The organism is Eisenbergiella massiliensis (genome assembly GCF_003435485.1).
On sequence record NZ_QVLV01000001.1, the window covers coordinates 526541 to 553515 of the forward strand.

Sequence of the window (26975 nt, forward strand, 5' to 3'; positions counted from 1 at the left end):
ACCCCAAAGTAAGAAAAAGCTGTAGAAAAAAAGAAAAAAGACTGTTGAAAACAGGAAAAAGAGGTAGTCATGAGAAAATTTATCCGTGAGGAAAGCAGCATCGGAAAACTGATACTGCTGATAGGAATGCTGCTGGCAGTGCCGCTCCTGGCGCTGCCGTTTTATCCGGAGGAATCCGGCGACGCTCCGGCTTTTCTGATCCCGGCGGCGTTTTCCATTTTGCTGGGGCTGGTGATCGGCTTCCTTACCCGTCATAAAAAGGAGGCGTACAATTACCGAGGGCATCTGTACGCTTCCAGCATGACGGTGCTTGCCGCCTGGGGCTACGGAATTCTGGCAGGGGCGGCCCCTTTCCTGCTGGCAGGGCGTTTGGGCGTGGTGCAGGCGCTGTTTGAAGCAGTGAGCGGCTGGACGACCACTGGGCTGTCAGTGGTGGATGTGAGGGAAGCCGGCCGCCTTTTTTTATTCCACAGAAGCTTTATGCAGTTCTGCGGCGGGCTGGGGTTTGTCATGATGATGATAATTTTTGTGCAGGAAAGAGAGTCTGTGAACCTTTATAACGCGGAAGGGCACCCTGACCGCCTGATGCCTAACCTGGGAAAGACAGCCAGGGCGATTTCCCTGATGTACTGTGGGTTCCTGGCGGTGGGCACACTGGCTTATGTGGTGGCTGGAATGTCTGTTTTTGACAGCATCAACCATGCGATGTGCGCCCTGTCCACCGGCGGTTTTTCCACGCAGACAGACAGCATCGGGGCCTATGGGAGCATTGCCGTGGATACGATAACCTGTATCCTCATGCTGATAGGAACCACCAATTTTGCCGTACTGCTGCTTCTGGTGCAGGGCAGGCTGAAGAAAGTTCTGCAGGTGAGTGAAATGCGGTTTATGTTTGGGGTGCTGGCGGTAGCCGTTCCCCTGGCGGCCTGGAGCCTGGGAAGTCATCTGCTGGTGGGAAAATCCGGAGAAAGCTTCAGGCAGGCCGGCTTTAATGTGATATCCGCCCTGTCCACCACGGGGTTTTCCACTATGGGGTATCAGGACTGGCCGCAGTCAGCCATAGGCATTATGATACTGCTGATGCTGATCGGCGGCGGGATTGGTTCCACAGCCGGAGGGCTGAAACTGACCCGGGTTTACATCATGATGCGTATGGCTGCTGAAAACTTGAAGGAGCGGGTCTCTTCCGGCAGGAGGATCAGTATTCCTTATTACCGGAATGCTCAGGGAAGGCAGTTAATTGATGAAAAGCTGTATAAACAGACGGGCAGCTTTGCGGTCACCTATCTGCTGCTTTTCATCACCGGGTCGCTGCTGCTCACAGAGACGGCGGACTGCGATCTTGCGGAGGCCATGTTTGAATTTTCTTCCTCGCTGGGCACGGTGGGTCTTTCCATAGGCATTACGGGACCGGCGACGAACAACGCCACACTGCTTGTGGAGATGGCGGGAATGCTTCTGGGACGGCTGGAGATATTTATTGTGCCAATCGGCTGTTATTGTCTGTTTGATCGGATCCGGACAGCAGGAAGAAGCTTCCGTATCCGGCAGGCACGGCCGGATATGGAAAACGCCGTGCATTTCAGGTGAAATGCCCCGGCGTTACCCCCACTACCTTTTTAAATTTTTTAATGAAATAAAAATAGTCGTTAAAGCCCACCGCCTCGCTGATTTCCGCCAGGCTCAGGTCCGTGGTGGTAAGCAGCTCCTTGGCCTTGCCGATTCTCAGCTCTGTCAGATACTGGGAATAGGTGAGGCCAGTTTCATTTTTAATCAGAAAGCTTACATAGGAGGAATTCAGGTGAAAAAGCCCGGAAAGCTTTTTCAGGGAAACGTCCTTTTCATAATTTTCATTCAGGTATTTGATAATTTTCATGAAGGAAGTGGCATTGGATCCGTTCTGGGAGGGCTGCGGTTCGGGTTCCGGCAGGTACAGACAGGATTCCATTTCTTCAAGAACGTCTGCGAAAGAACCGTAATTTTCTGCGAGCTGTTCATAGCCGTTCAGAAAGTATTCATCGTCGCCCGGAGAGGAGCCCAGGTAAGGGCTGGCAAGCATCCGGTTATAAAAACGGTAGGCGCTTGCGATGTCTATAAGAAGCGCGCAGTTCTGCCTGCGGAGCTGCTGAAGAAAAGCAAGCAGGGAATCAGCGCAGGTAAGCGCTTCCTGGAAGCGGGCAAAAAATTCGTCCGTGAGGGCAGTGGAAACAGGAAATTCCGTCAGACAGGAACTGCCGGTGATGAAAAACTGACAGGCCATAATTTCCGTTTCGGATACCTTTTCCTTCAGCTGGCTAATGGGTATGGGAGAGGGCGGAAGGCCGATGCCGCCTTTTTCCCTGCTTTCCCCGATAAGACGGCAGGCCGCATCCCTGGGGAAGGGTTTTTCACGCAAATACAGGTATTTACGCTTTCCCAGACGGACGGTGAGCCCGGCTTCCAGCGCCTCCCCGCAGTCTGGCATACGGACGGAAACAGCCAGGTAAAGTTCGGGCGCGGTGAAGCCGAATTTCCAGAGAATCCTGCGCAGAGGTCCTTCCTCACCTTCCTCCATATAATCCAAAAGGGTATCTGCCTGTAAGGAGACCTCCCGGCGGATATTCTGTACGGCCTGCCGGAGAAGCTTCTGCAGATACTGGATATCCACAGGCTTGAGGCAGTAGCCCAGCACACCCAGCTGGATGGCGCGCTGGGCATAGGAAAAGTCCGCATACCCGCTGATCAGGATGATTTGGATATTAGGATTGGCTTCGTGAAGCTTCTCACATAATTCCAGTCCGTTCAGCCCCGGCATTCGGATATCCGTGATTATGATGTCTGCTTTTTTCTCTTCCGCAAGGCGAAGCGCTTCCATCCCGTCCGAAGCGAAGGAAGCGACGGAAAGCCCCAGCTTGGTCCAGGGAATGGAAGCTGCCAGCATTTTTACAATTCTGTTTTCATCGTCGGCAATAATAACACGAAACATAAATCGGCTCCTTTTCTATAACAGATCCCCCTGCCGCAGTGAAATGCGCAGCAGCTCCGTCAGGATGCATCGCCTTCCCTGTCCGCAGGCAGCGTCAGCAGGATGCGTGTCCCTTCTTCCGGTGCGGATTCCAGTGTGAGTCCGTACCCTTCTCCGTAATTAAGCAAAATCCGGTGCGCTACATTGAGGATTCCCACATGCTGCTGGGAGTAGGTATTGATGAAACTGATATCAGCCAGGTGCTCCTGCAGCTGCGCAAACTGTTCCGGGGGAATGCCGATGCCGTCGTCCTGGATGGTAATCAGCAGCCGGCCCTCCTGTACCCGGGCGCCTATGAACAGCGTTCCCTTGCGCAGCGCGGGTTCTATACCATGAAAAACTGCATTTTCCACCAGAGGCTGAAGCAGAAATTTCATGATGGAGACGGACAGGGTTTCCGGGCGTACGCTGCAGATAACCTCCAGCTTTCCGGGAAAACGGGCTTTCTGGATATCCAGATAGGCCTGTGTGATTTCCAGCTCCTGGGAGAAAGGGACATTGGCGTCTCCCTTAACGTTATAGCGGAACAGTCTGGCCAGGGCATCCGACATACCGGCGATTTCGGGCACCTGTTCCTCCATGGCGATATCCCGGATGGACTCCAGGGTATTATAAAGAAAATGAGGATTGATCTGGCTGCGCAGGAATTCCAGTTCCGCCTGTTTCTTTTCCAGCTCGGTTTCATAAAGTGACACCGTAGTGTGGTACAGCTGGCGGGTCAGCTTCTGCTGCTCATCAAGAAGCTCGTGGAAGGAGGCGTTGAGGGTGCGGATTTCCGAACAGCCGCCCAGGTGCAGGGGCATCCTTTTTTTGTTCAGCGGTTTCTGCCTGATTTCTTCAATATAGCAGGAAAGCTGATCCAGCGGAGATACCATGTTGTGAAGCAGGATATACATGAAAAAGGCCAGGAGCATAAGCGAGGCTGTGATGATCAGGGTGATTATTATAGTGGTATGCAGGACATCCCGGCGAAGCTGCCTCTTGTCGATAGCGCTTATAATACGGTAGCCTACATTGGAAACCGGCGTGACATAAATCAGGTAATCAGGGGTGTCATAATTTACAGGTTCCTCTGCGGCAAAGGCGTTTTTCTCTCTGCAGCTGTCCAGAAGGCAGGCGGCAATATCCTCGGGACAATTAAAGGAGAAGGTATTTTCAAGGCTGTCCGCCAGAAGAAAATAGGTGGTGCTTTCATCCTCTGTGGGGAGGATAATCGGCGCTTTTTTCAAATCAATGGAAAGAATCAGGCTTCCCTGGTATTTTCCATAATAGGCCATTTCATGCATACCATAAACATTGCAGCCAAAGACCATCCTTTTTTCCCGGGAAATATTCGTATTTGTCAGGGAAGAGGACAAAAAGCCGAAGCTGTATAGTCCATGGGTCCCTTCCATCTGCCCGGAAAGCCGCCGCAGCGTATCCGCGTCATACAGATTGGACCAGGACATATCCGGAGAAATCAGGGCGATGTCGCTGATATCCTGGTTCATGATGGAAAAGGAAGTAAATTGAACCAGCAGTTCTTTCACATATTTCTGGGATTTTGAAGAATAGGGGGTATGCAGAAGCCCTTCAATGTTCCGGTCGAAAAGAAGCGTATTAAAAATAGAATCAATACGCTGGAACAGGTAATGCATCTCCCCGTCGAATTTCTGGGAGGTATTTCTGGCATAGGCGGCGGCATTCTTCAGCAGAAGGCGATCCAGCGCAGTGTAGGAAACTACGGAAAGAATCAGACTGAGAGCGGCCATGCACCCCAGTATGATCTGAAACTGCTTTTTAATGGATAAGTTTGACATAACCCTCCTCCTTCCTGATAAAAAGTATAGCATACCCGGCAGGAACCCTGTATGGAAAAATGCAGGATTGTGCCTAAAGAAAATCCATTTTTACCCCCAAAGGCCCCCGCTCCTAAAATTTATCCATTTTCCGGGGCCGAATCTCCCCTGTTTTGACCATACTTATTCCCGCTTTTTTACCCTATAATAAAAGACAGAAAAGCATAAAACAAACAGCGAGGTGAAGGGATGAGACGGGAAAAAAGGGTGGCTTTGAAGCCAAAGGGCAATTTCAGAAAGCATTTTCGGAATGACTGGATGCTTTATGCTATGCTTCTTCCGGTTCTTCTGTGGTATGTGATATTTTGCTATCTGCCCATGGGGGGCATCAGCCTGGCTTTTAAAAATTACCAGTACAATACGGGATTGTGGCACAGCCCATGGATCGGGCTGACGCACTTTCAAACCATGTTTAAGGATGCGGAATTCTGGAGGGCTTTTAAAAATACGCTGATTTTCAGTTTCGGGAAATTATTGTTCCATTTTCCCATGCCGATACTTATGGCAATTGCCCTGAATGAAATCCGGCAGCCGAGAGTGAAAAAATTTTTCCAGACAGTGTTTACCTTCCCGCATTTTATTTCATGGGTGGTGCTGTCGGGAATCCTTATCAGTATGTTTGCCTCCAACGGGATTGTAAACCAGGTATTGGGAGCGCTGAAGCTTCCGGAGGTATCGCCCCTGATGTCATTGAAAGCCTTCCGGCCGTTTATATGGATCTCCAATATATGGAAGGAATGCGGCTGGGACGCCATTATCTATATGGCGGCTTTGACGGGCATTGATCCCCAGCTATATGAGGCGGCCAGTATAGACGGCGCGAACCGGTTCCAGAAAATGCGTTTTATAACCTGGCCGGGTATCCTGGGCATTGTCTGCACCATGCTTATACTCCAGATCGGCGGCATTATGGGAGGCGCTTCCTTTGATCAGATATTTAATCTGTATTCCTCCCCGGTCTATCCGGTGGCAGATATTATCGACACCTATGTATTCCGCCAGTCCTTCCAGGTGGGGACCAACTTTGGCTATACTACGGCCATTGGCCTGCTGAAATCAGTAATCGGCGTAGTTATGATTACCATTGCCAACAAAGTGGTGGTAAGCGCCGGAGAAGAAGGGCTGTTCTGACAGGAGGGAGGATTATGAAAAAAAGAAAAATATCGCTGTTCGATGTGGTTTTATATCTGGTTTTCGGGCTGATAGCCCTGATAACTATTTATCCGTTTTATAACGTGCTGATAGTGTCTTTGGCCAATACCCTGGCCAGCGCCACCTATTCCCCATACCTGTATCCGCACGTATTTGACCTGACGGGATATAAAACCATTATGAGCGACACTTATTTTTACAGGTCGCTGGGGACCACGCTGTTCGTCACCATTGTGGGAACCACCTTAAATATGGTATTCTCGGTTACAGCAGCCTATGTACTGTCCAGGAAAAGGCTGATAGGGAGAAAATTTTTTCTCAGTGCGATCCTGTTCACCATGCTGTTTTCAGGCGGATTGATTCCAACTTATCTGGTGGTAAGCGGACTTGGGCTGGACAACAGCATCTGGTCCATGATTTTTCCAAGCATGATAAGCACCTATTACCTGATTATCATGAAGAATTATTTCGTCAGCCTTCCGGCCAGCCTGGAAGAAGCGGCCAGGATAGACGGGGCTAATGAATTTGTGGTGATGACGCGTATTTTTATTCCCATTTCCAAGCCGTTTATGGCAACCTTCCTGCTGTTTTATGCAGTGGAGCGGTGGAACGAATGGTGGAATGCTTACCTGTATATCAGCGATAAAAATATCAAGCCGCTGCAGATTTATCTCCGGGATGTTCTGGTCAATTTCAACAGCCAGCTGGCCACCCAGGCGCAGTCCATGATGAGCAGCCATAATAAAGTATTTGTCCAGTCCATCCAGATGGCGACTATCATTATCACCATGCTGCCTATCCTGTGCGTGTATCCTTTTGTGCAGAAGTATTTTGTAAAGGGCGTATTGGTCGGTTCCGTCAAGGAATAGGCCTGAAATAAAGAATGAAGGAGAGAAAACGTATGAAAAAGATGAAAAAACTAACAGCGGTCTTAATGGCAGTCACCATGGCGGCAGGCTTACTGGCAGGCTGCGGCGGGCAGACAGGGGCAGGCGCCCCGGCGGAAACGGGAAAAGCGCCGGAGGCCTCCGAGGCCGGGGCAGCGGCCGCGGAAACTACAGAAGCCGTATCCGCCGGCGCGGAGCCGGTGGAGGTTACCATTGCCATATGGGGGGCGGAGGACGGATTGTCCGGCGGGGAAAATGATCCCATTTACAAGACAATAGAAGAAAAAACAGGTGTGAAGCTCGTTCCCCAGAATGTGACCTGGGACGATGCGGATCAGAAAATTCAGCTCTGGGCGACAAACGGCCAGCTTCCGGATATCTTTGCCGGGGATTTCGTAAGCAAGTCCTTTTACGGGAAGTGGATTGAACAGGGCGTGATCCGGGCGCTTCCGGATGACCTTTCCGCTTACCCGAACCTGCAGGAATATCTGAAGATGGACAGGGCGGTTGCGGCTATGAGAGACGGCCATTATTATATGATCCCCCGTCAGACCTACGGGGATATTTCCTACAGCGTCCAGGACAGGAACGTGGTATACCGCTGGGATCTGGCGCAGGCTGCAGGAGTGACCAAAGAGCCGGAAACCTATGACGAGTTCCGGGATATGCTGAAGAAAATAATCGAAGCGGATCCGGAAGGAAAGAATGTGGGAGGCCTTACCCAGGCGCTTCCCAGCCTGCTGGGCGGATTCCTGTATCCTTACGGCGGAATCATCGACAAAAAATGGGTGGTAAAGGACGATCAGTTTGTACCCGGCTATTTTGCAGGGGATATGAAGGCTGCCATGCAGCTTGCCAGAGATATGTATCAGGAGGGAACCATTGAAAAAGACGTGGCGCTTGCAAAGCTGGATACCTCCAAGGAAAAATTCCTTCAGGGACAGTCGGCGGCCATGGTATTCGCGGGAGCAGGCCCTGCATGGCTGTACGATCAGATTGGGAAGGATTATGAAGCCCTGTACGGCCGCAGCTTCCTGGACGATGTGAAAATAGCGAAGCTGTATCCCGGCGTCGATGGAAAGAAGTATTACTTTGTAGATACGGAATCCTGGTCGGAGAGCTACATTTCCGCAAACGTGGATGATGCCAAGATGGCGGCTATCTGCAAGCTGTATGATTTTCTCTACAGTGAAGAAGGAAAACGTCTGGTATTTTGTGGCATAGAAGGCGAGGATTATGATCTGAAGGATGGCATGGTTGTGATGAAAGAAGGCGTGGATTTGGCCGAAAAATATCCGTTCATGAATCCGAATTCCAGCGTAAACAGCATTGCTATGTGGAATCCTTCGGATTGGGATATGACATTCCCCAGCACTCGTCCGCAGGAATACAGGGAGCTTAACGAAGCAAGGCATCAGGATGCGGTTCAGAATGGTTATCTGCCTGAATACTATGATGCGATTATGTTCTTAAGCACGCCTTTGAAGGATAATTTTGTCTATAATTCGGATGATGATTTAATGCAGATTATGATGGGGACGGAACCTGTGGATAAGATGGTGGATGATCTGATGGCCAATTATGAATCCAAAGGGCTCAGTGATATGATCGCTGAGGTGAATGCAGCCGCCGAAGCGGCAGGCATTACCAAATAAATTAAAAACGCACAGGACACAAGTCTGGCTAAAACTGCACAAAAAGCCTCAGGCAGGCGGCGCGGCACCGTATCGGCGGTCTGCGCCGCCTGTTTGCAAACGGTGGGACAGCCGGACAGAAGGGGAAGGAAAAAAGATGATGAAAGAAAAAATAAGGTACGGAAAGGTGACGCAGGCGGAGGAATTTTTATTCCCGGACAGTGAATTGGGCGTATTGCCGGATAAACTGCGCCTGGCAGCTGCAAAGAACGGAAGGAGGGGAATCCAGCTGCTGCTTCCCACCTTGGGGGAAAAGGCCGTATGCACTTTTAGCAGCGGGGATTTTACGGCGGAATGGTATGGGATGAGGGCGGTGCCGGTGGAATATAATACCGGAAACGGCGTGGCCCAGGGAGGCGGCATGGTTCTTATGGACCCGGTGGAAGAAAAACCGCCCTATGCCATAAGGAAAGCCCCCTTTCAGGTCTATGACTGTTTGATGCCACGTCCGGAGGGCGTTGTGGAGGCAAAAGACGGGAGGGCAGCCATTTATTTATGCCTTGTTCCCGGAGAAAATATCCGGGAGGGAACCTGCCAGGCAGAGGTCAGGGTTGCGCTGGAGGAAGGGGAATGCCGCCTTTTGCTGGAAATAGAGGTATATGGGGTGCGGATCCCGGAGGAGGAATTCCAGATCACCAACTGGTTCAGCATCCCGGCCATCTGCCGTTTTCATAAGACTGGACAGGGAGAACCGGCTTTCTGGGAGGTGCTGAAAAAATATATTGCCCTGATGCGGCGGGCAAGACAGACCTGTTTTTACATACAGCTGGATAAGGCCTGTGTGGCGGGAACGGATCCGTACCGGTTTGATTTCTCGTATCTGAAGGAAATGATAAGCCTGTTTTTTGACAGCGGAATGAAATATCTGGAAATCGGGCCGCTGCTGTCACGGGGGTTCAGGGAAGATGGTTCCCCGGATATGTTTACCGGCACTTTCCGCTGCATGGCGGCGCCGGAGGTGGATCTTGATTCCTGGGAGGGCTATGAAATTACGGTGCGTTTCATCCGGGCGCTGGCGGATTTCCTGAGGGAAAACGGATGGGATGATAAGGTGATGGTGCACATCCATGATGAACCGGATATCCATGTGGATTCGGAAAAAACACTGGAATCCCGAAAGAGACAGTATTATCTCACCGCTTCTATACTGAGAAAATATCTGCCAAGGGTGCGGATCATTGAGGCGGTCAGCACTTCCGGCTTCCGGGGAGGAATTGATATCTGGGTGCCCGGCACGGCGGGCTATGAGGCGGACCGGGAGGGCTTTTTACGGCTGACGGACCTGGGGGAAGAGGTATGGAATTATGTCTGCTGCGGGCCTCAGGGATTTTGGCTGAACCGTTTCCTGGACTTTGCCCTGATTAAAAACCGGTTGCTTTTCTGGGGCTGTGAGGCCAACCGTCTGACCGGTTTCCTGCACTGGGGCTTCAACCAGTTCCCGGAGGGAATGGATCCCTTCCAGGCGACCAGCTGTCCCAACGATACCGGGCTGGGAACGAACTTCCCCTGCGGCGATTCTTTCCTGGTGTATCCCGGAACCGGGAAGGAAGCATGGCCGGGCATGCGCCTGGAAGCACAGCGGCGGGGGGCGGAGGATGCGGAACTTTTAAAGCTCCTCCGGAAGAAAGACAGAACGCTCCATGATAAGCTGATGGGCCGCCTGTTTATCAGCAATGAAAAGTATTGCGATGATCCGCAGGTTATGGAGGAGGTATATGAAGAGCTGCTGCGCGCCTTAAGTTAACCAAAATTCAGGAAAGTGAAATCTTTATAAAGCCGTCCGGAATGCTTTTCCCGAAAAATATTTTGTGTTATGATAAAAAAGGCCGCAGCGCATCAGCGTACAGGCCGGAATAACACAGGGCTGCGGCCCGGATGTAAAAAAGCCGGAAAAAGGCGGAATCCGGAAGCAGTCGGTTATAAAGGAAAAGGATTATGGAAGAGAAAAGAACGCAAGAATTACAGGAAAAGGATTTGGCCTCGGATCCCTTTACCCGGATTATGGAAGGGGAGCGCCCGGAGGAACTGCTGGAGTCGGCGTTTCCCTTCCTGGAACTGATGAGCAGATACCGCTGCGCCATGATGGAGGTGGAGACCAAGCTCCGGGTGCTGGATGAGGAATTCTCCATGACCTATAACAGGAATCCCTTTGAAACCATCAAGTCGCGGCTGAAGAAGCCCATAAGTATCATTGATAAGATGCGCAGAAAGGGAATGCCGCTTTCCGTAGAAAATATAGAACGGACACTGAACGATATCGCAGGAGTGCGCGTAATCTGTTCCTTCCCGGACGATATCTATGCGCTGGCCGCCATGCTGGTAAAGCAGGACGATATTAAGCTGATTGGGAAAAAGGATTATATCGCCCATCCCAAACCCAACGGCTACCGCAGCCTGCACCTGATTGTGGAGGTGCCTATTTTCCTTTCCAACTGTAAGAAATATATGCGGGTGGAGGTGCAGTTCCGCACCATCGCCATGGACTTCTGGGCAAGCCTGGAGCATAAGCTGAAATACAAGAAGGAAATTGACCACTCGGAGGAAATTGCGCAGGAACTGGAAGCGTGCGCGGAAATCATCAGCAGCATGGATGAAAGGATGCAGGAGATACGCAACCGGATTGAGAGAGGGTAGCAGGGAAACAGAATCAGGTTTATAAAAAAAGGTGCCGCGGTGAGGCATCTTTTTTTACGGCCAGGGCCGGAGGGGCGGCCGCCGGCCGCCCGCCGTTTCGTCCTCCCTGGCAGGGAAAATTATGCAGTAAGAAAAGGATTGTGTTACCCTCTTAAATGCTTCATAATACAATAGTGATGCAGGGATCCGCGGAGGAAACCGGAAGGTTCCTGCCCAACTGCTGATGGATGCCGTATCGCAGGCAGGACTGCGGTATGTGGGAGGAATAGGTATGAAGAAAGCACGCAAACTCAACTATATTCATTTTGTGATTACCTATAATTTTGTTCTGCTGATACCAATGATCATTGTGTTCTGCAGCGTCTTTATCATGGAAGGCAGACAGCAGGTGCAGAAGATAGAGACGATGCTCAGAAGCTATGGCGAGAGGGAAGAGGAATACTGGCACCAGCAGATGAGCGTGGTCAATTTTTATAATACGGAATGCAGATATGATAAACGGTATAATTCTTACTATGCGGAGAAGCCGCCCGGATATTTTCTGGATATTGAAACGGATCTGAAGCAGAAGGAAGAAAATTTCCCATTTGTGGAGAATATTTATCTCTATCAGCCGGATCGGGAACGGGTGCTGTCCTCCGGCGGCCTGTATGAGGCGGATTATTTTTTTCAGTCCATCTGTATGATGGAACGGGATTTCCCTGAGGAACAGGAAGCCATCTGTGCCAGAAAGGCGGTGGGAAAACGGCAGCAGGAGAAAATGGTTCTGATCTGTCCGCTGCGTACCTGGGGAAAGTCGGGAGAAAACGAGGTGCAATACCTCCTTTTTACCATAACAAGGGCCAGGCTGAAGGAGCAGTTCGGAATCAGCGAGTTTCCGGAAAGCGGCGTGACCAGGATCATTCATGACGGTGTGGTTCTGTATGAGCTGGGAAAGCCTGCAGCTGGTCTGGAGGAGGAGAAGGATTATCTCACATACACGAGGGATCTGGATTCCGGCTTCCGGGTCATCCAGATGATCCCCAAAGACGTGGTATATAAGAATATGGAGCCGTTTCTGAAGGGCTATGGCATCTGGTTTGGCTGTTCGGTGGTGACGGGCTTTGGACTGGCCCTGTATTTTTCCAGGCGGCGTTACCGTTCCTTCCAGTGGCTTATGGAGAATAATGAGGAGCTGGAGGAGGAACGCAACAGGCTGCGGGCGGAGAAATGCTTATATGAGCTTTTGAGACAGGATATCCAGGAGGGGGATGAGCTGTGGAAAAGCTGCCTGGAAAATGGAATCTATGTGAACAGACGGTACAAATTTTTCGTTATTGTTCCCCAGGACAGTGAAAGAAACCAGGAGATATGCGAATTTTTTAATAAGCAGATGAGCGGCAGCAGTATTACCACCGCCTATCCGCTGGCTCTTTTTGAGGAGGCGAGGGTATATCTGATCTGTTCGGACGAAACAAGGATAGAGCTTGAGCAGAAGCGGGACAGATGCAGTAAAATGGGCGCGGATATCGGAATCGGGGAGCTGTGCATGGACATATCCCGGATCCGGCAGTCCTACCGGGAGGCCTCCCGGGCGCTGCGCAGCCTGGATAAAACGGGAAAGGGCTATCCGGAGGTGGAGATGAACGCCTTCCGGGAAGCGGTGGAGCTTGGCGATACGCTGCGGGCGGATGTATTGCTGGAGGGGCTGTTCGATACGATAAAGGAAGTGAAGGAAACGGCGGCCGTCTGTATTCTCTGGGATATGCTGCGTATGGCGGAGCTGGATCCGGAGCTTTTATTCGAAGAGGAAAAGGACGGGCTTGTGAAGTCCGCGGATCGGTGGAAGGAGCGGATAAGGGAGGCCCTGAGCTGCCGGAAGGAACAGGAAAGGCCGCAGCAGGCCGAAGCGGCCGGAGGCTATCGGAAGAAAAATATCGTGGATGTGCTCACTTATATCCACGAGCATTATCTGGAGGACAATTTCTCCGTAAAATATATGGCCTCCGAATTTGAAACCTCTGTCTCCAACTTAAGCCATTTCTTCAAAAAGAATCAGGGTATGAGCATATCACAATATGTGGAGAATATTAAAATGGAGCGGGCCAGGGAGCTTCTGGAGGAAAGTGACAGAAAGGTATCGGAAATTGCCCAGCTGCTGAGATATGGAAGCAGCACGGTGTTCATTGAGGTGTTTAAAAAACAGACCGGAATGACGCCGGGGGCTTACAGGGAACAGATCAGGAAACAGGATTTTTAGTCGGCTGCATACGAAACGGGCTTTGGAGGAGACTCCCAGGCCCGTATTCTTTTAATGAATTGGGGGCTGAAAATTGAAAATTCCTGTATTATTTTCATGAAAGCGATACATTATTCAAATGTATGATATATACGGAATGCAAAAATGACGATATGATTGGCGCATCAGATACAGCTGATGTGCATAGTGCACAAAATACTGCGAAAAAGAAAAAGGAGGAAGGTAAATGAAGAAGAGATTTACCAAAATTGGTGCACTTATATTGAGTGCGGTAATGCTTGGAGGAACCATACTGGGCGGATGCGGCGCTTCTGATAAGAAAGAGTCCGGCAGCGAAACCGTATCTAAGGAGACGCAGACGGCGGCAGCCGAAGCGGACAGCAATTTCAATGCGGAGGGGCTCCCCATTGTAAATGATCCGGAGACCTTTGTCATAGCAGTGCCGGAAAGAAGCTCCATTAAATCGGCCGCTGAGAAAAACTGTGTCATTGAAACGGAAAAGGCGACAAATATCCATATTGAATGGATGGAAATACCCGCCTCCGGCTGGGATGAGAAAATAAATATCATGTTCAGCACGGACAGCCTTCCTGATGCGATTATCGGGGATGTGGATATGGCGAGAAACTTTGAACAGCTGGCGATCCTGGATGACTATCTGGATCAGTATGCGCCGGCCGTAACCGAATTTTTCAGCACCAGGGATGACTATCCGCAGGCGCTGCTTTCCCCTGACGGCAAAATCCGTTCCCTGCCCACCGGTGATGAATCCACACAGAATATTATTGATACCCAGTACTGGATTAACGGCGCATGGCTGGATAAGCTGGGGCTGGATATGCCGGAAACCCCCGAGGAACTCAAGGAGGTGCTTATCGCCTTCAGAGATCAGGATCCCAACGGCAACGGGGAAAAGGACGAAATCCCCTTTACCTTCAATTCCGCATGGGAATGGGGAAACGCTATTGACAATATGATGGGCGCCTTCGGTGTGATAGAGAACAGCAACCATGTATTTACAAAAGATAATAAGGTAATTTTCAGCGCAAAGGAACAGGGATATTATGATGCGCTTGCATATCTGAATGATTTATATAAGGAAGGCCTGATCGACAAGGATGTCTTTACCCTGAGCGACGATCAGTATGCGGCAAGGGATTCCTCCGGCAATAAGGTGGGTATGCTGGCTGGCTACAATCCGGATAGTTGCGGAACCACCGATACAAGCAGTTTCCGTGTACTTCCTCTTCTGAAAAATGCTTCCGGGGACAGGATGGTTGGCATTAATAATGTGACCAAAACAGGCGGATTCGTCATCAGCAAAAACTGCAAGAACCCGGCGGCGCTGGTAAGATGGTATGACTATATCAATTCCACCCTGGAGCAGGCGCTGTTATGGGGACGCGGGGAACGCGGCGTATGGTGGGATATTGTGGAAAAGGACGGCAAAGAGGTTCCCATGTTCCTCACCATGGATGCCCAGGTGCTGGAGGAGCACGGCGGCTACAAGACAAAGGCTGAGTACCGGAATGCGGAAAGCTTCGCCGGCGTTACCCCGTCCCTGTGGAGAAACGAATATGACCTTGAACTTATTTACGATGACAAATGGCCGAGAGATCTGAAACTGGAGGCTGTAAAGGAACAGATGGAATATGGCGTGGTATCCCTGCCAGCCGGAACCGCTTCCCTGGAAAATGCGGAGAGAAGATCCGTGCTGAGTGCGGATATTGACACTTACCTTAAGAAATTCATTGCGGATTCCATCATTAACGGCATCGATGACGCGAAATGGCAGGATCACCTGAAAAAGCTGGAGAGCCTGAAGGTGGATGAATATACGGCGCTCTGCCAGGAATTCGTGGACTCCATGAACAAATAATGCGCGGGCAGGCCGGATACCTTGCGGCAGGCCGGTGAGACGCCGGCCCTGCCGCGGGAAAGTTGCGGGGATTTTAACCCCGCGGCTGGTCCGTTGAATTACACTCGCGCCAAAATGCGCGGACGGGAGCAGGTGTGAAAAAGCGGTTTCACACTCCCTTATTTTTATGTGCGCTTCAGCGCGCAGATGGGAGCATATATGAAAAGTAACAAAATGAATAAGAACAGGGGACGCAGCCTGAAAAAACTGAGAAGAAGCTGGGGCTGCTATCTTTTTGTCCTTCCCATGATGATTTATGTCCTGCTGTTCAGCTATCTTCCCATGTATGGGATCCAGCTGGCTTTTAAGGATTACAGAGTTGCCGACGGCATATGGGGAAGCGCCTGGGTGGGCCTGAAGCACTTTAAGACTTTTTTTGAATCCTACCAGTTTACGAATCTGGTATGGAACACGCTGGCGCTGAGCCTTTATTCTCTGATAGCGGAATTTCCGCTGCCCATACTGTTTGCCCTGTTTTTGAATTATATCAGCAGCAAAAAGCTGAAAAAGTTTTCCCAGATGGTGACCTATGCGCCGCACTTCATCTCCACAGTGGTATTCTGCGGCATGATTCTGATATTTCTTGCCAGCGACGGCATTATCAACCAGATTCTGATGATTCTGGGTATAGATCCGGTGAATTTCCTGTCAAATCCTGCGAATTTCCGGCATATTTATGTCTGGTCCGGAGTGCTTAAGGGAATCGGCTGGGGGTCCATCATGTACATATCGGTGCTCACCTCCGTAGGGCCGGAGCTTCATGAGGCAGCTACGGTGGACGGTGCGACCAGATTCCAGAGAATGCTTTTTATCGACATACCGTCTATTATTCCCACCATGGTGATTATGCTCATTATGCGTACCGGAGAGATCATGGACGTGGGCTTTGAAAAGGTATTCCTGCTTCAGAACAATATTAACCTGGATTATTCCGAAATTATTTCCACCTATGTTTATAAGGTGGGCATCCAGGGCGGGCAGTTCAGCTATTCGGCGGCGATCAGTGTTTTCAACAACGTGATAAACCTGCTGCTGCTTCTGGCGGTCAATACGATTGCGCGCCGGACTTCGGAAAACAGTCTGTGGTAGGAGGCAAGGTCTGAAAGACGCAGCATTGCAGGCATGCCTGCGATATGCAGAAAGAGGTAATTATGAAAAATTTTAAACGGCTGTGCCTGTCGGATAAGGTATTTCTGACAATTGTCTATGTAAGCGTAATATTGCTTACACTGGCGGTGCTTTACCCGCTGTGGTTCGTTATCATTGCATCTGTGAGCAGCCCGGAGCTGGTGGCCTCCGGGAAGGTTCTGCTTTTTCCCAAAGGGGTTACCTGGGAGGGCTACCGTTATATCCTGAGCGACAGGAGGATTTGGACTGGTTATTACAACACCATCCGGTATACGCTGTTCGGTACGCTGATTGCCCTGTTCCTCACCATTCCGGCAGGCTATGCCCTTTCCCGGCCGGATATGGCGGGCAGGGGCGTTGTCATGAAGCTGCTGATCATCACCAAGTATTTTTCCGGCGGCCTGATTCCCACCTACTTGATCGTCAAAGGGCTGCATCTCACCGATACGCCCTATGTACTGATGATACTTGGCTCTTTTTCCGTTTTCAACCTGATACTGTGCCGCACCTTTTTTGTAAATACGCTGCCGCTGGAGCTGCAGGAGGCCGCGGAGATCGACGGCTGCAACATGTTCCAGTATTTTATGAGGGTGGTAATCCCTCTGTCCAAGGCAATCATCGCCATTATGGTTCTGTATTATGCGGTAGGGCACTGGAACTCTTTCTTTAATGCGCTGATTTATGTCAATAACAACAAGCTCTATCCGCTGCAGCTGATCCTGAGGGACATTCTGATTACCGGCCAGTCCGTGGATCCTTCCGTGACGGACCCGGAATCCATCGAATTAATGAAGGAAATCGCACGTACCATAAAATACGGGGTAATTATCGTCTCCTCCCTGCCAGTGCTTGTGCTCTATCCTTTTGTACAGAAATATTTTGTTAAGGGCGTGATGATCGGATCAGTAAAGGGGTGAATGCTGTGGAACAAAAAAATGTGCTTATTATATATACGGATCAGCTCAGAAGAGATGTGCTGGGCTGCTACGGCGGGCATGAGGTATTAACGCCCCATATAGATTCCATCGCTGAGGAGGGGCTTGCGTTGGATGAGTTTTATACGCCCAGCGCCGTCTGCACACCCTCCAGAGGCTGTTTTATGACCGGCCGTTATCCCCATGCCAGCGGGGCCTACAGGAACGGCGTCCCTGTAGGGATGCAGGAGCATGGCTTCGCGGAGGCTTTTCGTCTGGCGGGGTATCAGACCGGGTATATCGGAAAATGGCATCTGGCAGATCACAAGGAAAGTGGGGACCTGCTGGGGGAATATAATCCGCTGGGGTTTGAGGACTGGAAGGATAAGGTGGAGTTTGGACATTGCAAATCCGTAATCAGGACACAGGACGGCATCCGGCCGGAACGCTGTGTTGGGGATGAACGCACCTATACGACGGACTGGCTTGCGGATGAGGCTGTTTCTTTTATGGAGCAAAGGCAGAAGGAAAAGCCATTCCTTTTGATGGTGAGCATTCCGGATCCCCATCAGCCTCATGAGGTGAGGGCCCCCTATGATACCATGTTTGATCCGAAGAGGATGGAAATCCCGGAAAGCTTTTATGACAGGGAAATCCCGGACTGGGCGGATAGGGATACCTGGGGAAGGAACCATTATTTCCCTCTGGGCATATTCGAACGGGAAGGACATCTGGCCAGGCTGAAGGCCCAGTATCTGGGGTCTGTGAAATGCATTGATGACAATGTGGGGAAAATGCTGTATTATTTAAAGATAAACGGCCTATGGGATAACACGATAGTGATTTTTACCACAGATCACGGAGAATATATGGGAGAGCATGGCCTGCTGGAGAAGAACAACCTGTATGAAAGCGTATATCATCTGCCGCTGGTAATGCACCTGCCGGGTAAGGCTGAAACAGGCGTGCGCAGCAGCACCTATCTGGATGTGGTTGATTTCGGCGTGACACTTTCCGGGCTGGCGGGGATTGACTATCCCTTTGCGGTTCACGGCACGGATAAATCAGAGGATCTGCTTAAAGGTGAGGCGCACTATCAAAGGGAGCTTTATATTCATCCAAGTGATGTGCCCAGGGCGGGGATACTGACGGAAGACTATGAGCTGGCCTATGTGGGCCGGGGAAATACGGGAGAGATTTTCCATGACCATGTTCTGTTCGATATGAAAAGGGATCCTCTGCAGAGAAGGAATCTCTATCAGGAAGAGGAATATCAGGCTGTGGTGGAGGAGCTGACACGGAAGATGAAGGAGCATCATAAGAAGTATCGGACGCCGAAACGCTTTCTCCCAAGGGAGGTATGGTATTGAATTCGAAAAAGGGTATGCCGAATATTATTTTTATTTTAACGGACGATCAGGGGGCGTGGGCCATGCACTGTGCGGGCAATGAAGAAATACAGACGCCCAACCTGGATTACCTGGCGGAGCACGGAACAAGATTTACCGATTTTTTCTGTACTTCCCCTGTCTGTTCGCCCGCGAGGGCTTCGATTCTGACGGGAAGGATTCCCTCCCAGCACGGCGTGCACGACTGGATCGCGTCGGGAAATGTGGATCAGGGGAAGCTTTCAGAGGAGCTTAAGAAGAGTGGGGAGTTCAGGCTGGAGGACAGGCCTATCGGATATCTGGATGGAATGCCCGCCTATACGGATGTGCTGGAACGGCACGGCTACACCTGCGCCCTGTCCGGTAAATGGCATCTGGGAGACAGCCTGCGCCCGCAGCATGGATTTTCCAAATGGTATACAATCGGACGCGGCGGCTGCCATTATATGCGCCCGGATATGGTGGAGGACGGTGTCCTGCATCAGGAAAAGCGGTATGTGACGGATCTGATTACCGATCATGCGCTCACCTTCCTGGAGGAATTATCCGCGCAGGCTGCGCCCTATTATCTGGGCGTGCACTATACCGCTCCTCACAGCCCATGGGAAGAGGAGGAGCATCCCGCGGAGTATATAGAACGCTACCGCAGCTGTCCATTTGACTCCGTTCCCGAAAAAGAACCCCATCCCAGGCAGATACCTACGGCTCCCATGGGGACGGGGGAACACAGGAAGGAACTGCTGAGAGGCTACTATGCCGCAATTACTGCCATGGATCATGGCGTGGGGAGAATTCTTGATTTTCTGCGGGAAAAAGGGGAGCTGGAAAATACCCTTATATTCTTTATGGCGGACAACGGAATGAATATGGGGCATCATGGGATCTGGGGAAAAGGAAACGGGACCTTCCCCTTCAATATGTATGATACCTCCGTAAAGGTGCCCTTCCTCGTTTCCTGGCCCGCGGCGCTGCCCCAGGGGCAGGTGGTTACAAGCATGCACAGCCAGTATGATTTTTTTCCTACGCTCATGGATCTGCTGGGGATGAAGGAGGAATTTCCATCCGGCCTGCCCGGCAGAAGCTTCCGCAGGGCTTTGGAAGGGGAAAACCTGGAAGGGGAAGCGGTGGTGGTTCTGGATGAATACGGCCCAAACCGCATGATAAGGACCAGGGAATGGAAGCTGGTACACAGATACCCTTACGGGCCGGATGAGCTCTATCATCTGACGGAGGATGCCGGGGAGGAGCATAATCTGATCCATAAAGAGGAATATGAAGGGATCAGACGGCTTCTGCTGGCGGAGCTTGAGGAATGGTTTGCCAAATATGTGAATCCCGCCATGGATGGCAGCCGTGAAGGCGTTTACGGGATGGGACAGACCGAGAGGGCGGGCGTTTATGCTAAGGGGAGGAAGAACTATATCCCCTGCAAGGAGGCGTGCCCGCCTGCCTGGCCTGACAATTAAAATTAAGCAAGACTGCGGCTACATCCGGCGGGAAATTACCTGCCGGCGCAGTAAAAAGCAAGTATGGCAAAAAGATAAATGTGCGCGGGATAGAAGATATAGAAAAAATACTTCATCCCCGCGCCTTTTTGTTTATTATAAAGCAGCATGACGGGCAGGGCGAATATCATCATCCATTGGATATCCGCGGTGAAAACGCTCAGCAGGCCCTCCCCTGATTGGTGGCCCGTGAATAAGATAAACAGACAGAACAGCGTATAAAACAGGGAAAGCTTCTTTTTACTGTCCAGGCAAAAGTAAAAGCCCACGCCAAGCAGGACAAATGCAAAACTCCCCTCACAGAACAGGAGCGATGGGACGAAGGCCATGATAGCTGTGGAAACGGCGGTAAGCCTGGGTACGAGTATTGTAAGGACTATCAGAATGCTGCTGACAACAGGAACGGACATCAGGAGCAGATAGCGTATAAACGGCTGCCCTTCCCTTTTTCTTTCCCGTATTTTCCGGATACAGTAGATTACCAGGGAGCTGATAAACAGGGTGGAAAAAATATTGTTCATAACAATCCCCCCGCCGGGCAGAGGAAAATAAGTATTAATCAGCTTATTCCCAAAACTCATGAACACGGAGCCGGCCCACAGACGCAGCATATATTTCTCGGGATGCCTTGTATACCGCATCCCATTTGCCGAGATGAAAATAAACAGCGGGGCGGACACCCTCCCCAGCATGGTAAACCACATTGGAATATCCCAGATCCCGGAAAATATATAGTGGATGTGGTCGAAGACCATAAGTATCAATGCAATTACTTTGATTTGAAAGCTGTTAAGCCCTTTCTGTGACATTTCTTTCTCCTTTTCTTTTACTTTGGGGTTCGTCCGCAACTTCGGGTATGAGGCCGCCATAGCCACAAATATGAAGCTGAGGACGAACCTTCTTTGGATGCTTCTCGCACTTTTTATAAGTATAATTGAAAATGAACATTTATACCTTAATGCTGCCTTTCATATACCTTACATTTTTGTCACCTTGCTGCAGTTAAAAAAACGGGTATATTTCGGAAGAACTCACAGAAGCGTATTTCATACAGTATGGAAGTCATCCTTCCGGCAAATTCAAAAAATTATATTAAATCTTCCTGCGTCAGTTGAATTTACCGAAATGTGCGCTATAATATTCTTCAACATGCCGCCGGGAAGAAAGAAACTCCGGCCGGAACTAAGAATGTGCAATCTGTAACAACAGGAGTGAATAGCGTGAGAATCAAAGTAAAACAGATGATACTGATAATTGTGGTATCCGCCGTTGTTTACCTGGTAGTAGGGGCAATGGCGCCTTTTATAAAATATAAAGAGGTCAGTAGCCAGGCCGGGGATTCCTTCCGGCCGGAAGACTTCCGCAGCGGGGAAACGGGCATGGACAGGGCCATGATTCTGGAGACGAGCCAAAGTGCCTGGGAACACCGTCTCCGTCTGCTGGACGGCGCGAAGTCGCGTATTATATTGAGTACTTTTGACATGCGCAATGGGGAGAGCACAAAGGATCTGCTTTCCGTAATTTTACATAAGGCGGAAGAGGGCGTGCAGGTACAGATTCTCGTGGACGGCTTCAGCGGCCTGATCAGGATGGAGCCTGACCCGCTATTTTACGCGGTATCCTCCCATCCCAATATCCGGATTAAAATATACAATCCCATCAACCTGCTTGCCCCCTGGAAGAGCCAGGGCAGGATGCATGATAAATATGTTATAGTGGACGACGGCGCCTATATTCTGGGCGGACGCAATACCTTTGATTATTTTCTGGGAGATTATGATACCAAAAATAAGAGCCTGGACCGGGAGGTGCTGGTTTACAATACCGGGCAGGGCGGCGCTGACAGCCATGAAAGCTCGCTTTTTCAGGTGGAGGAATACTTTGAAGGCGTATGGAATATGCCGGAATGCAGGCTTTTCCATGATGATGAAAACCTGCGGGACAAAAAACGCATAAAAGAGCAGACGGCGCTCCTTGAGAAAAGGTATGAAGCTCTTCAGGAAAATTATAAAGAGCTTTTTGACGGCTCCTATGACTATCTGTCCCATACTGTGCCCACGAACCGGATACGCCTTGTATCAGGCCCCACGGGAATCTACGGCAAGGAGCCGGACGTCTTTTACACGCTGACCGAGCTGATGAAACGTGCGGAAAAACGAGTGGTCATCCACACGCCGTATGTAGTGACCAATGACTATATGAATCAGACTCTTTCTGAAATCGTCAACACGGTCCCTGATGTGAAAATGGTCATCAACTCCGTGGAAAACGGAGATAATTTTGTGGCTTCCAGCGATTATCAGTACCATAAAAAGGATGTGGTGGCTACAGGCATCAAGCTGTACGAGTATGACGGCGGCTACTCCACCCATGGAAAATCCCTGGTGATAGATGACGATCTGTGCGCCATAGGTTCCTATAATTTTGACCTGCGCAGTACCTATATGGATACGGAGCTTATGCTGGTAATCCAGAGCGAAGAACTGACCGGACAGCTCCTGGGCTATATGGGCGAAATCGAAAAGGACTGCCGCACTGTGGTGGATACGCATAATTATATCGTCCCCGATCATGTGACTGTGGCAGAAGTCCCCTTTTGGAAAAGAGCGGCCTGGAAGGTGGTGGGGCTTCTGCTCCAGCCAGTGCGTGTGCTGGCCTGAGAATCCCGGAAGAGGCTGAATAGTTACAGATTTCCCCTGAATAATTAACATAAGAAAAAAACGAAAAGAAAGGCATGAAAATTCGGTATGGAAACAAACGCAAAAAATTTTACCATGAGAATGGCTGTTATGGAGGACGCGCCTGAAATCCTGGCGATTTATGAACCCTATATACGCAAGACAACGATTACCTTTGAATATGAGGTGCCCACAGTGGAGGCCTTCCGACAGCGGATGGCCGGCATTCTCGGCGCATACCCTTATCTGGTATGTGAAATGGACGGAAAAATCGCGGCCTATGCCTATGCCCACCGCTTCCAGGAGCGGGCGGCCTACCAGTGGAACGCAGAGCTTTCCGTATATGTGGATGAGAACTGCACGGGGATGGGCATGGGAAAAGCCCTGTATCAGGCCCTGATAGAAATACTGAAATGCCAGAATGTAAAAAATGCATATGCCCTGGTAACAAGCCCCAATGAAAAAAGCGATGCCCTCCATAAATCAATGGGCTTTACGCTTGAGGGAGTGTCCCATAATACCGGATATAAGATGGGCAAATGGCTGGATGTATCCAGCTATGTCAAGGCAATTGGCCCACATGATCCACAGCCGGCGGAAATCATCCCTTGTTCTGCGGTGGGAGAAGAGCGGATTGCGGCGATTTTAGGGCGGATACAGGGAAAACAGTGAGGAACTGCAAAACATTGGGATACTCTTTAGGAGGGCAGCCCCTTACTTTTGCCCAAGCCCTTACATGAAAACGGACTCTAAAAAACAGCTTGAAGATAAGCTATTCTCCAATAAAGCGGAAAAATAAATTACTTTGTTTTTCAGCCGGATAGCATTATATAAAAGAGAAAACTGTAAATAGTAAAAAATGATAAATGCAAGGTATCTTATTATCATTATTCTTTTGTGAATGAGGCAAGTGAAAACATAAATAATAAGTGAAAATTCAAATGCAGGGAGTAATATTTTGGAGATTTATCTGATTCGGCATGGAGAGACTGATTGGAATTTTCATGGTAAATGGCCGGGGAGGGAACACGTATGAGTGAAAGGAAAAAGAGCAACCTTATTCCAGTAATTCACCGCCTTGTAACAGATGAAAACGGTGAAAATTATTGGTTTAACGGTTGTGCAAAGTATGTAATGGAGTGCCTTGGTGAAAAGGATTATGACTATTGGTTTTTTGCAGGAATCACCGGCGATCTGTTTACGCAGCATTTTGCCCGCAATATATCAAAGTATGATGCAGTTTCTACGTATCGGCGCAAAGAGAATTCAGCAGAATTTATAGAAGAACTTTTTAAAAAATGCGGGTATGACGCGACATATGTTTCCAATCAGGAACTGCGGAACAATAGGGAGTTGTATCTTGACCGCCTGATTTCCTATATTGACCAGTCAGTTCCAGTCATTGCCGGACGGCGGGACAGTGTATTTGTGGGATATGAAGATTATGGAAAGACATTGCTTTATATTACGGGCAATAGCGCCATACCGGAAAGTATCTTACTGGAAAAGGAAATCTACGAAGAAGCAGACGAGATGGAGGGCTGGACGTTTGTAGGAGCGAAAAAAACGAACCGTCCGCTTGTGGAAATTTATCGCGAAGCAGTTATCGAAATACCGAAGAACATGTGCGTGAATACTGAAAGCTATTGTTTTGGGCCGGATGCTTTTTCAGAATGGGCAAAAGACATTGAAAGCGGCAGGTTTGACGTGATGAAAGCGGAAGAATTTGATACTTGGGCGCATTATACGAATTATGTGTGCGTACTTGCAACGAACGGCTGCTGTTGTCATAATTTTTTAAGGCGGGCGCAGGAACTGAACCCGGATTTTGTATTTTTAGAGGAGATCAGCGCAAAGTATCACAGAATGGCTGAAATCTGGGGAGGTGAAGGAAGCCAAAATGAAGCTGACAGCCTGGAAGCCCTTGGCGGCGGTTTTAACATAACGCTTAAAACTCTTCAGGACCAGGAACAGCGAAAAAAAATTGCTGCTAAAATTCGTGAGTGCGCGGAGGTGGCGGAAGATATCTTAAGAGTATGGAAATCGGGACTGGAAGGGATAAAAGAAGCAAGACACTGAGCCAGATATGCCTGCTGTGGGTGGTTTTGTTTACCATTGACGGGGAATATCGCATGAAGGAGGCCCCCTGACAGCGCCTCCGCAGTGAAGCATTCCATGATAGCAGGCAGGAAGAAAGTTCATTTTTTGGACTTTCATCCTGCCTTCTTTGTCATTTTTCCCCATTGCTTTCCAGGCTGATGATGAGCGTTGCAGTCAGTCGGCCGGATGGAGATTTTGAATAGGACAGGGAGCCGATCTCAGGGTAATGCATCTGGAGCCTTTCATTTACATTCCGAATTCCAAAGCCATTGCTGACAGCAAGGTCAGTCTCTTCGTAATTTAGATAGGCGTTGAGTTTCTGCGGATCAGCGCCAATACCGTCATCAACAACGGAGATAGAAAGCAGGTTTGAACGGAGGGCGATTTCAATTTCTATGTGAAGGCAGGACTTGTCCGGATTGTGTAAAACTGCATTTTCTACGAGAGGCTGCAGTGTGAATTTGGGGATCTTTATATCCGCTGGATTTAAATCGTTTTTGCTGCTTATCGTTAAATATATTTTTGTAGGACGTTCCAGCTGAAAGATGCGTATGAATTCCTGAATATTGTCCAATTCACTGGGTAAGGCTACCAGGGCGTCCGGATGCGAGATGCTGTAATGCATCATATTGGAAATGGAAGAGACAACGTCAGCAATCGCATCTTCACGTTTGGATAACGCCATCCAGCTGACCACATCCAGTGCATTGTACAGAAAATGTGGATTGATCTGGGCCTGCAAAGCATGCAGGACGGCGGCTCTTTTCGCTTTGTTTTCTTCATCAATGCGTGCAATCAGGGAATTTTCACGGCTTATCAGATTTTGGAAGCTGTTACATAACCTGACAAGTTCGGCGTCCTTATAATGCGTCAGTAATTCGGGATTGAAAGTTCTGGTATCTTCAATTTTGGATAATAAGTCTGCAAAAGAGATGATAGGGGCGGTGATTTTGCGCGACAGTACATACAGGATTAAAATCAAAACCACAAATGTTATGAGGGAAAAGGCAATATAAGGGCGCAGAGAACTGCGGATGACAGTTTCAATATCGGAATACGGAGTCAGAAAAGTGAGGTATAGATTATTTTTCACAGAAGCGGTATTCACAAGATATTTATGGCCGTCAAGGAGGAGCTCTGAAGACTGGCTGGAAAAAAGCGTGACAGCATCTGCCGGAACTGTGGAACCATGTTGATAGAGGATTTCGTGGTATTCATTCATCAGAATAATGCTGCTGTTTGGGGTGATGGATTTCATCATCAGCTTTTCCAGAATAGAAGCGGTCGGAATGCTGATGACAACCAGTCCGATCCCCTCGGCAGAAGGCGGATATAGGTAATAGCTCTGCGCACATTTGGCAAAGCAGATTTCATTTGTGCTTTCGTTCAGGAAAAAATAGGGGGAATATTTATGAGAGGCAGCGCGCTGATACCATTTTTCATCCTTTACTTTTGTATCGGCATAAATCTGGATCGATTTCAGGGAAACATCCTTCGACAGAGAGGCGGAATCGCAGTAGGCGGAAAGCGGAATATTCTTGTTCAGATATAGGATCAGCCGTCCATCCAGGTTTGAAGTAAAAACCAGCAGTTTTAAGTATTTATTAAACTCTTTTTTCAGAGCTTCTCTTGCACGAAACATGTCGAGGTAGTTCGAACTGATGGTGTTAAGGGCACTCCCGATTTCATGATTGTCAACGAGCTGGAAAGGAATCAGGTTAAAGGAGTCAATATAGTTTGTAAATACTGTTTCGTTAAAATCCAGTATATATTGCTGTTTTTCCTGAATTTCATTCCTTAGCAGAGAACGAAAGGTAACATAAATGAGGCAATAGGAGAGCAGGAGGATTGCGGAAATGGAAAGGCACAGTGTTAAAAACATTTTCTTACGCATAT

Annotated in this window: 19 protein-coding genes; 15 read left to right on the forward strand and 4 right to left on the reverse strand. The window is 49.5% G+C overall.

Going from position 1 to position 26975, the window contains the following annotated elements:
• Window positions 1-69 precede the first annotated feature (69 nt).
• Window positions 70-1590, forward strand: coding sequence for a TrkH family potassium uptake protein (locus DXC51_RS02140; RefSeq protein WP_025488271.1), 1521 nt, complete (start codon window positions 70-72; stop codon window positions 1588-1590).
• Here the strand turns inward: DXC51_RS02140 and DXC51_RS02145 are convergent.
• Together DXC51_RS02145 and DXC51_RS02150 are read right to left on the reverse strand one after the other, a co-directional pair.
• On the reverse strand, window positions 1583-2965 hold the full coding sequence (locus DXC51_RS02145; RefSeq protein WP_117530648.1) for a response regulator transcription factor: 1383 nt from the start codon (window positions 2963-2965) through the stop codon (window positions 1583-1585). The genes DXC51_RS02140 and DXC51_RS02145 overlap by 8 nt on opposite strands.
• A gap of 59 nt (window positions 2966-3024) precedes the next feature.
• The gene (locus DXC51_RS02150; RefSeq protein ID WP_181970011.1) at window positions 3025-4803 is read right to left on the reverse strand and encodes a sensor histidine kinase; all 1779 of its coding nucleotides are present in this window, start codon (window positions 4801-4803) and stop codon (window positions 3025-3027) included.
• A gap of 228 nt (window positions 4804-5031) precedes the next feature.
• On the opposite strand from DXC51_RS02150, the gene DXC51_RS02155 reads away from it, so the two are divergent.
• The 11 genes from DXC51_RS02155 to DXC51_RS02205 all read left to right on the forward strand — a co-directional run bounded on the left by DXC51_RS02155 (window position 5032) and on the right by DXC51_RS02205 (window position 20262).
• Window positions 5032-5973: an ABC transporter permease gene (locus tag DXC51_RS02155; RefSeq protein WP_025488275.1), complete on the forward strand. Its 942-nt coding sequence runs from the start codon at window positions 5032-5034 to the stop codon at window positions 5971-5973.
• A gap of 14 nt (window positions 5974-5987) precedes the next feature.
• Window positions 5988-6863 (forward strand): carbohydrate ABC transporter permease, encoded by an 876-nt coding sequence (locus tag DXC51_RS02160; RefSeq protein WP_025488276.1) that lies wholly within the window; start codon window positions 5988-5990, stop codon window positions 6861-6863.
• Between the two features lie 32 nt (window positions 6864-6895).
• The gene (locus DXC51_RS02165) at window positions 6896-8536 is read left to right on the forward strand and encodes an extracellular solute-binding protein (protein WP_117530646.1); all 1641 of its coding nucleotides are present in this window, start codon (window positions 6896-6898) and stop codon (window positions 8534-8536) included.
• 136 nt (window positions 8537-8672) lie between these two features.
• Window positions 8673-10319 (forward strand): DUF4091 domain-containing protein, encoded by a 1647-nt coding sequence (locus DXC51_RS02170; RefSeq protein WP_243003105.1) that lies wholly within the window; start codon window positions 8673-8675, stop codon window positions 10317-10319.
• Window positions 10320-10576: 257 nt separating this feature from the next.
• Window positions 10577-11209, forward strand: a complete 633-nt coding sequence (locus DXC51_RS02175; protein ID WP_044914536.1) for a GTP pyrophosphokinase — start codon at window positions 10577-10579, stop codon at window positions 11207-11209.
• A gap of 271 nt (window positions 11210-11480) precedes the next feature.
• Window positions 11481-13448, forward strand: coding sequence for a helix-turn-helix domain-containing protein (locus DXC51_RS02180; RefSeq protein ID WP_181970012.1), 1968 nt, complete (start codon window positions 11481-11483; stop codon window positions 13446-13448).
• 226 nt (window positions 13449-13674) lie between these two features.
• Window positions 13675-15327: an extracellular solute-binding protein gene (locus tag DXC51_RS02185; RefSeq protein ID WP_025488281.1), complete on the forward strand. Its 1653-nt coding sequence runs from the start codon at window positions 13675-13677 to the stop codon at window positions 15325-15327.
• 198 nt (window positions 15328-15525) lie between these two features.
• A complete protein-coding gene (locus DXC51_RS02190) occupies window positions 15526-16455 on the forward strand; it encodes an ABC transporter permease (RefSeq protein WP_025488282.1) in 930 nt (309 codons plus the stop codon).
• A 62-nt stretch (window positions 16456-16517) separates the two neighbouring features.
• Window positions 16518-17411, forward strand: a complete 894-nt coding sequence (locus DXC51_RS02195) for a carbohydrate ABC transporter permease (RefSeq protein WP_049942254.1) — start codon at window positions 16518-16520, stop codon at window positions 17409-17411.
• 5 nt (window positions 17412-17416) lie between these two features.
• Window positions 17417-18778, forward strand: a complete 1362-nt coding sequence (locus DXC51_RS02200; protein ID WP_117530644.1) for a sulfatase-like hydrolase/transferase — start codon at window positions 17417-17419, stop codon at window positions 18776-18778.
• Window positions 18775-20262, forward strand: a complete 1488-nt coding sequence (locus DXC51_RS02205) for a sulfatase family protein (RefSeq protein WP_025488284.1) — start codon at window positions 18775-18777, stop codon at window positions 20260-20262. Before DXC51_RS02200 ends, DXC51_RS02205 begins: the two co-directional genes overlap by 4 nt.
• Window positions 20263-20297: 35 nt before the next feature.
• On the opposite strand, the gene DXC51_RS02210 is transcribed toward DXC51_RS02205, so the two are convergent.
• Window positions 20298-21110: a TraX family protein gene (locus DXC51_RS02210; protein ID WP_025488285.1), complete on the reverse strand. Its 813-nt coding sequence runs from the start codon at window positions 21108-21110 to the stop codon at window positions 20298-20300.
• A gap of 432 nt (window positions 21111-21542) precedes the next feature.
• On the opposite strand from DXC51_RS02210, the gene DXC51_RS02220 reads away from it, so the two are divergent.
• The 3 genes from DXC51_RS02220 (at window position 21543) to DXC51_RS02235 (ending at window position 25058) form a co-directional block, all read left to right on the forward strand.
• Window positions 21543-22961, forward strand: coding sequence for a phospholipase D family protein (locus DXC51_RS02220; RefSeq protein WP_081745251.1), 1419 nt, complete (start codon window positions 21543-21545; stop codon window positions 22959-22961).
• Window positions 22962-23048: 87 nt separating this feature from the next.
• Window positions 23049-23651, forward strand: coding sequence for a GNAT family N-acetyltransferase (locus DXC51_RS02225; RefSeq protein WP_021637685.1), 603 nt, complete (start codon window positions 23049-23051; stop codon window positions 23649-23651).
• A 360-nt stretch (window positions 23652-24011) separates the two neighbouring features.
• Window positions 24012-25058, forward strand: a complete 1047-nt coding sequence (locus tag DXC51_RS02235) for a hypothetical protein (protein WP_025488288.1) — start codon at window positions 24012-24014, stop codon at window positions 25056-25058.
• Between the two features lie 151 nt (window positions 25059-25209).
• Here DXC51_RS02235 and DXC51_RS02240 read toward each other — a convergent pair whose 3' ends face one another.
• Window positions 25210-26973: a sensor histidine kinase gene (locus tag DXC51_RS02240; RefSeq protein ID WP_025488289.1), complete on the reverse strand. Its 1764-nt coding sequence runs from the start codon at window positions 26971-26973 to the stop codon at window positions 25210-25212.
• Window positions 26974-26975 lie beyond the last annotated feature (2 nt).

Excerpts from the sequence above, each read along its gene's own strand:
- DXC51_RS02140 (WP_025488271.1), top strand. The coding sequence starts at position 70 with ATGAGAAAATTTATCCGTGAGGAAAGCAGCATCGGAAAACTGATACTG.
- DXC51_RS02145 (WP_117530648.1), bottom strand. The coding sequence starts at position 2,965 with ATGTTTCGTGTTATTATTGCCGACGATGAAAACAGAATTGTAAAAATG.
- DXC51_RS02150 (WP_181970011.1), bottom strand. The coding sequence starts at position 4,803 with ATGTCAAACTTATCCATTAAAAAGCAGTTTCAGATCATACTGGGGTGC.
- DXC51_RS02155 (WP_025488275.1), top strand. The coding sequence starts at position 5,032 with ATGAGACGGGAAAAAAGGGTGGCTTTGAAGCCAAAGGGCAATTTCAGA.
- DXC51_RS02160 (WP_025488276.1), top strand. The coding sequence starts at position 5,988 with ATGAAAAAAAGAAAAATATCGCTGTTCGATGTGGTTTTATATCTGGTT.
- DXC51_RS02165 (WP_117530646.1), top strand. The coding sequence starts at position 6,896 with ATGAAAAAGATGAAAAAACTAACAGCGGTCTTAATGGCAGTCACCATG.
- DXC51_RS02170 (WP_243003105.1), top strand. The coding sequence starts at position 8,673 with ATGATGAAAGAAAAAATAAGGTACGGAAAGGTGACGCAGGCGGAGGAA.
- DXC51_RS02175 (WP_044914536.1), top strand. The coding sequence starts at position 10,577 with ATGGAAGGGGAGCGCCCGGAGGAACTGCTGGAGTCGGCGTTTCCCTTC.
- DXC51_RS02180 (WP_181970012.1), top strand. The coding sequence starts at position 11,481 with ATGAAGAAAGCACGCAAACTCAACTATATTCATTTTGTGATTACCTAT.
- DXC51_RS02185 (WP_025488281.1), top strand. The coding sequence starts at position 13,675 with ATGAAGAAGAGATTTACCAAAATTGGTGCACTTATATTGAGTGCGGTA.
- DXC51_RS02190 (WP_025488282.1), top strand. The coding sequence starts at position 15,526 with ATGAAAAGTAACAAAATGAATAAGAACAGGGGACGCAGCCTGAAAAAA.
- DXC51_RS02195 (WP_049942254.1), top strand. The coding sequence starts at position 16,518 with ATGAAAAATTTTAAACGGCTGTGCCTGTCGGATAAGGTATTTCTGACA.
- DXC51_RS02210 (WP_025488285.1), bottom strand. The coding sequence starts at position 21,110 with ATGTCACAGAAAGGGCTTAACAGCTTTCAAATCAAAGTAATTGCATTG.
- DXC51_RS02220 (WP_081745251.1), top strand. The coding sequence starts at position 21,543 with ATGATACTGATAATTGTGGTATCCGCCGTTGTTTACCTGGTAGTAGGG.
- DXC51_RS02225 (WP_021637685.1), top strand. The coding sequence starts at position 23,049 with ATGGAAACAAACGCAAAAAATTTTACCATGAGAATGGCTGTTATGGAG.
- DXC51_RS02235 (WP_025488288.1), top strand. The coding sequence starts at position 24,012 with ATGAGTGAAAGGAAAAAGAGCAACCTTATTCCAGTAATTCACCGCCTT.
- DXC51_RS02240 (WP_025488289.1), bottom strand. The coding sequence starts at position 26,973 with ATGCGTAAGAAAATGTTTTTAACACTGTGCCTTTCCATTTCCGCAATC.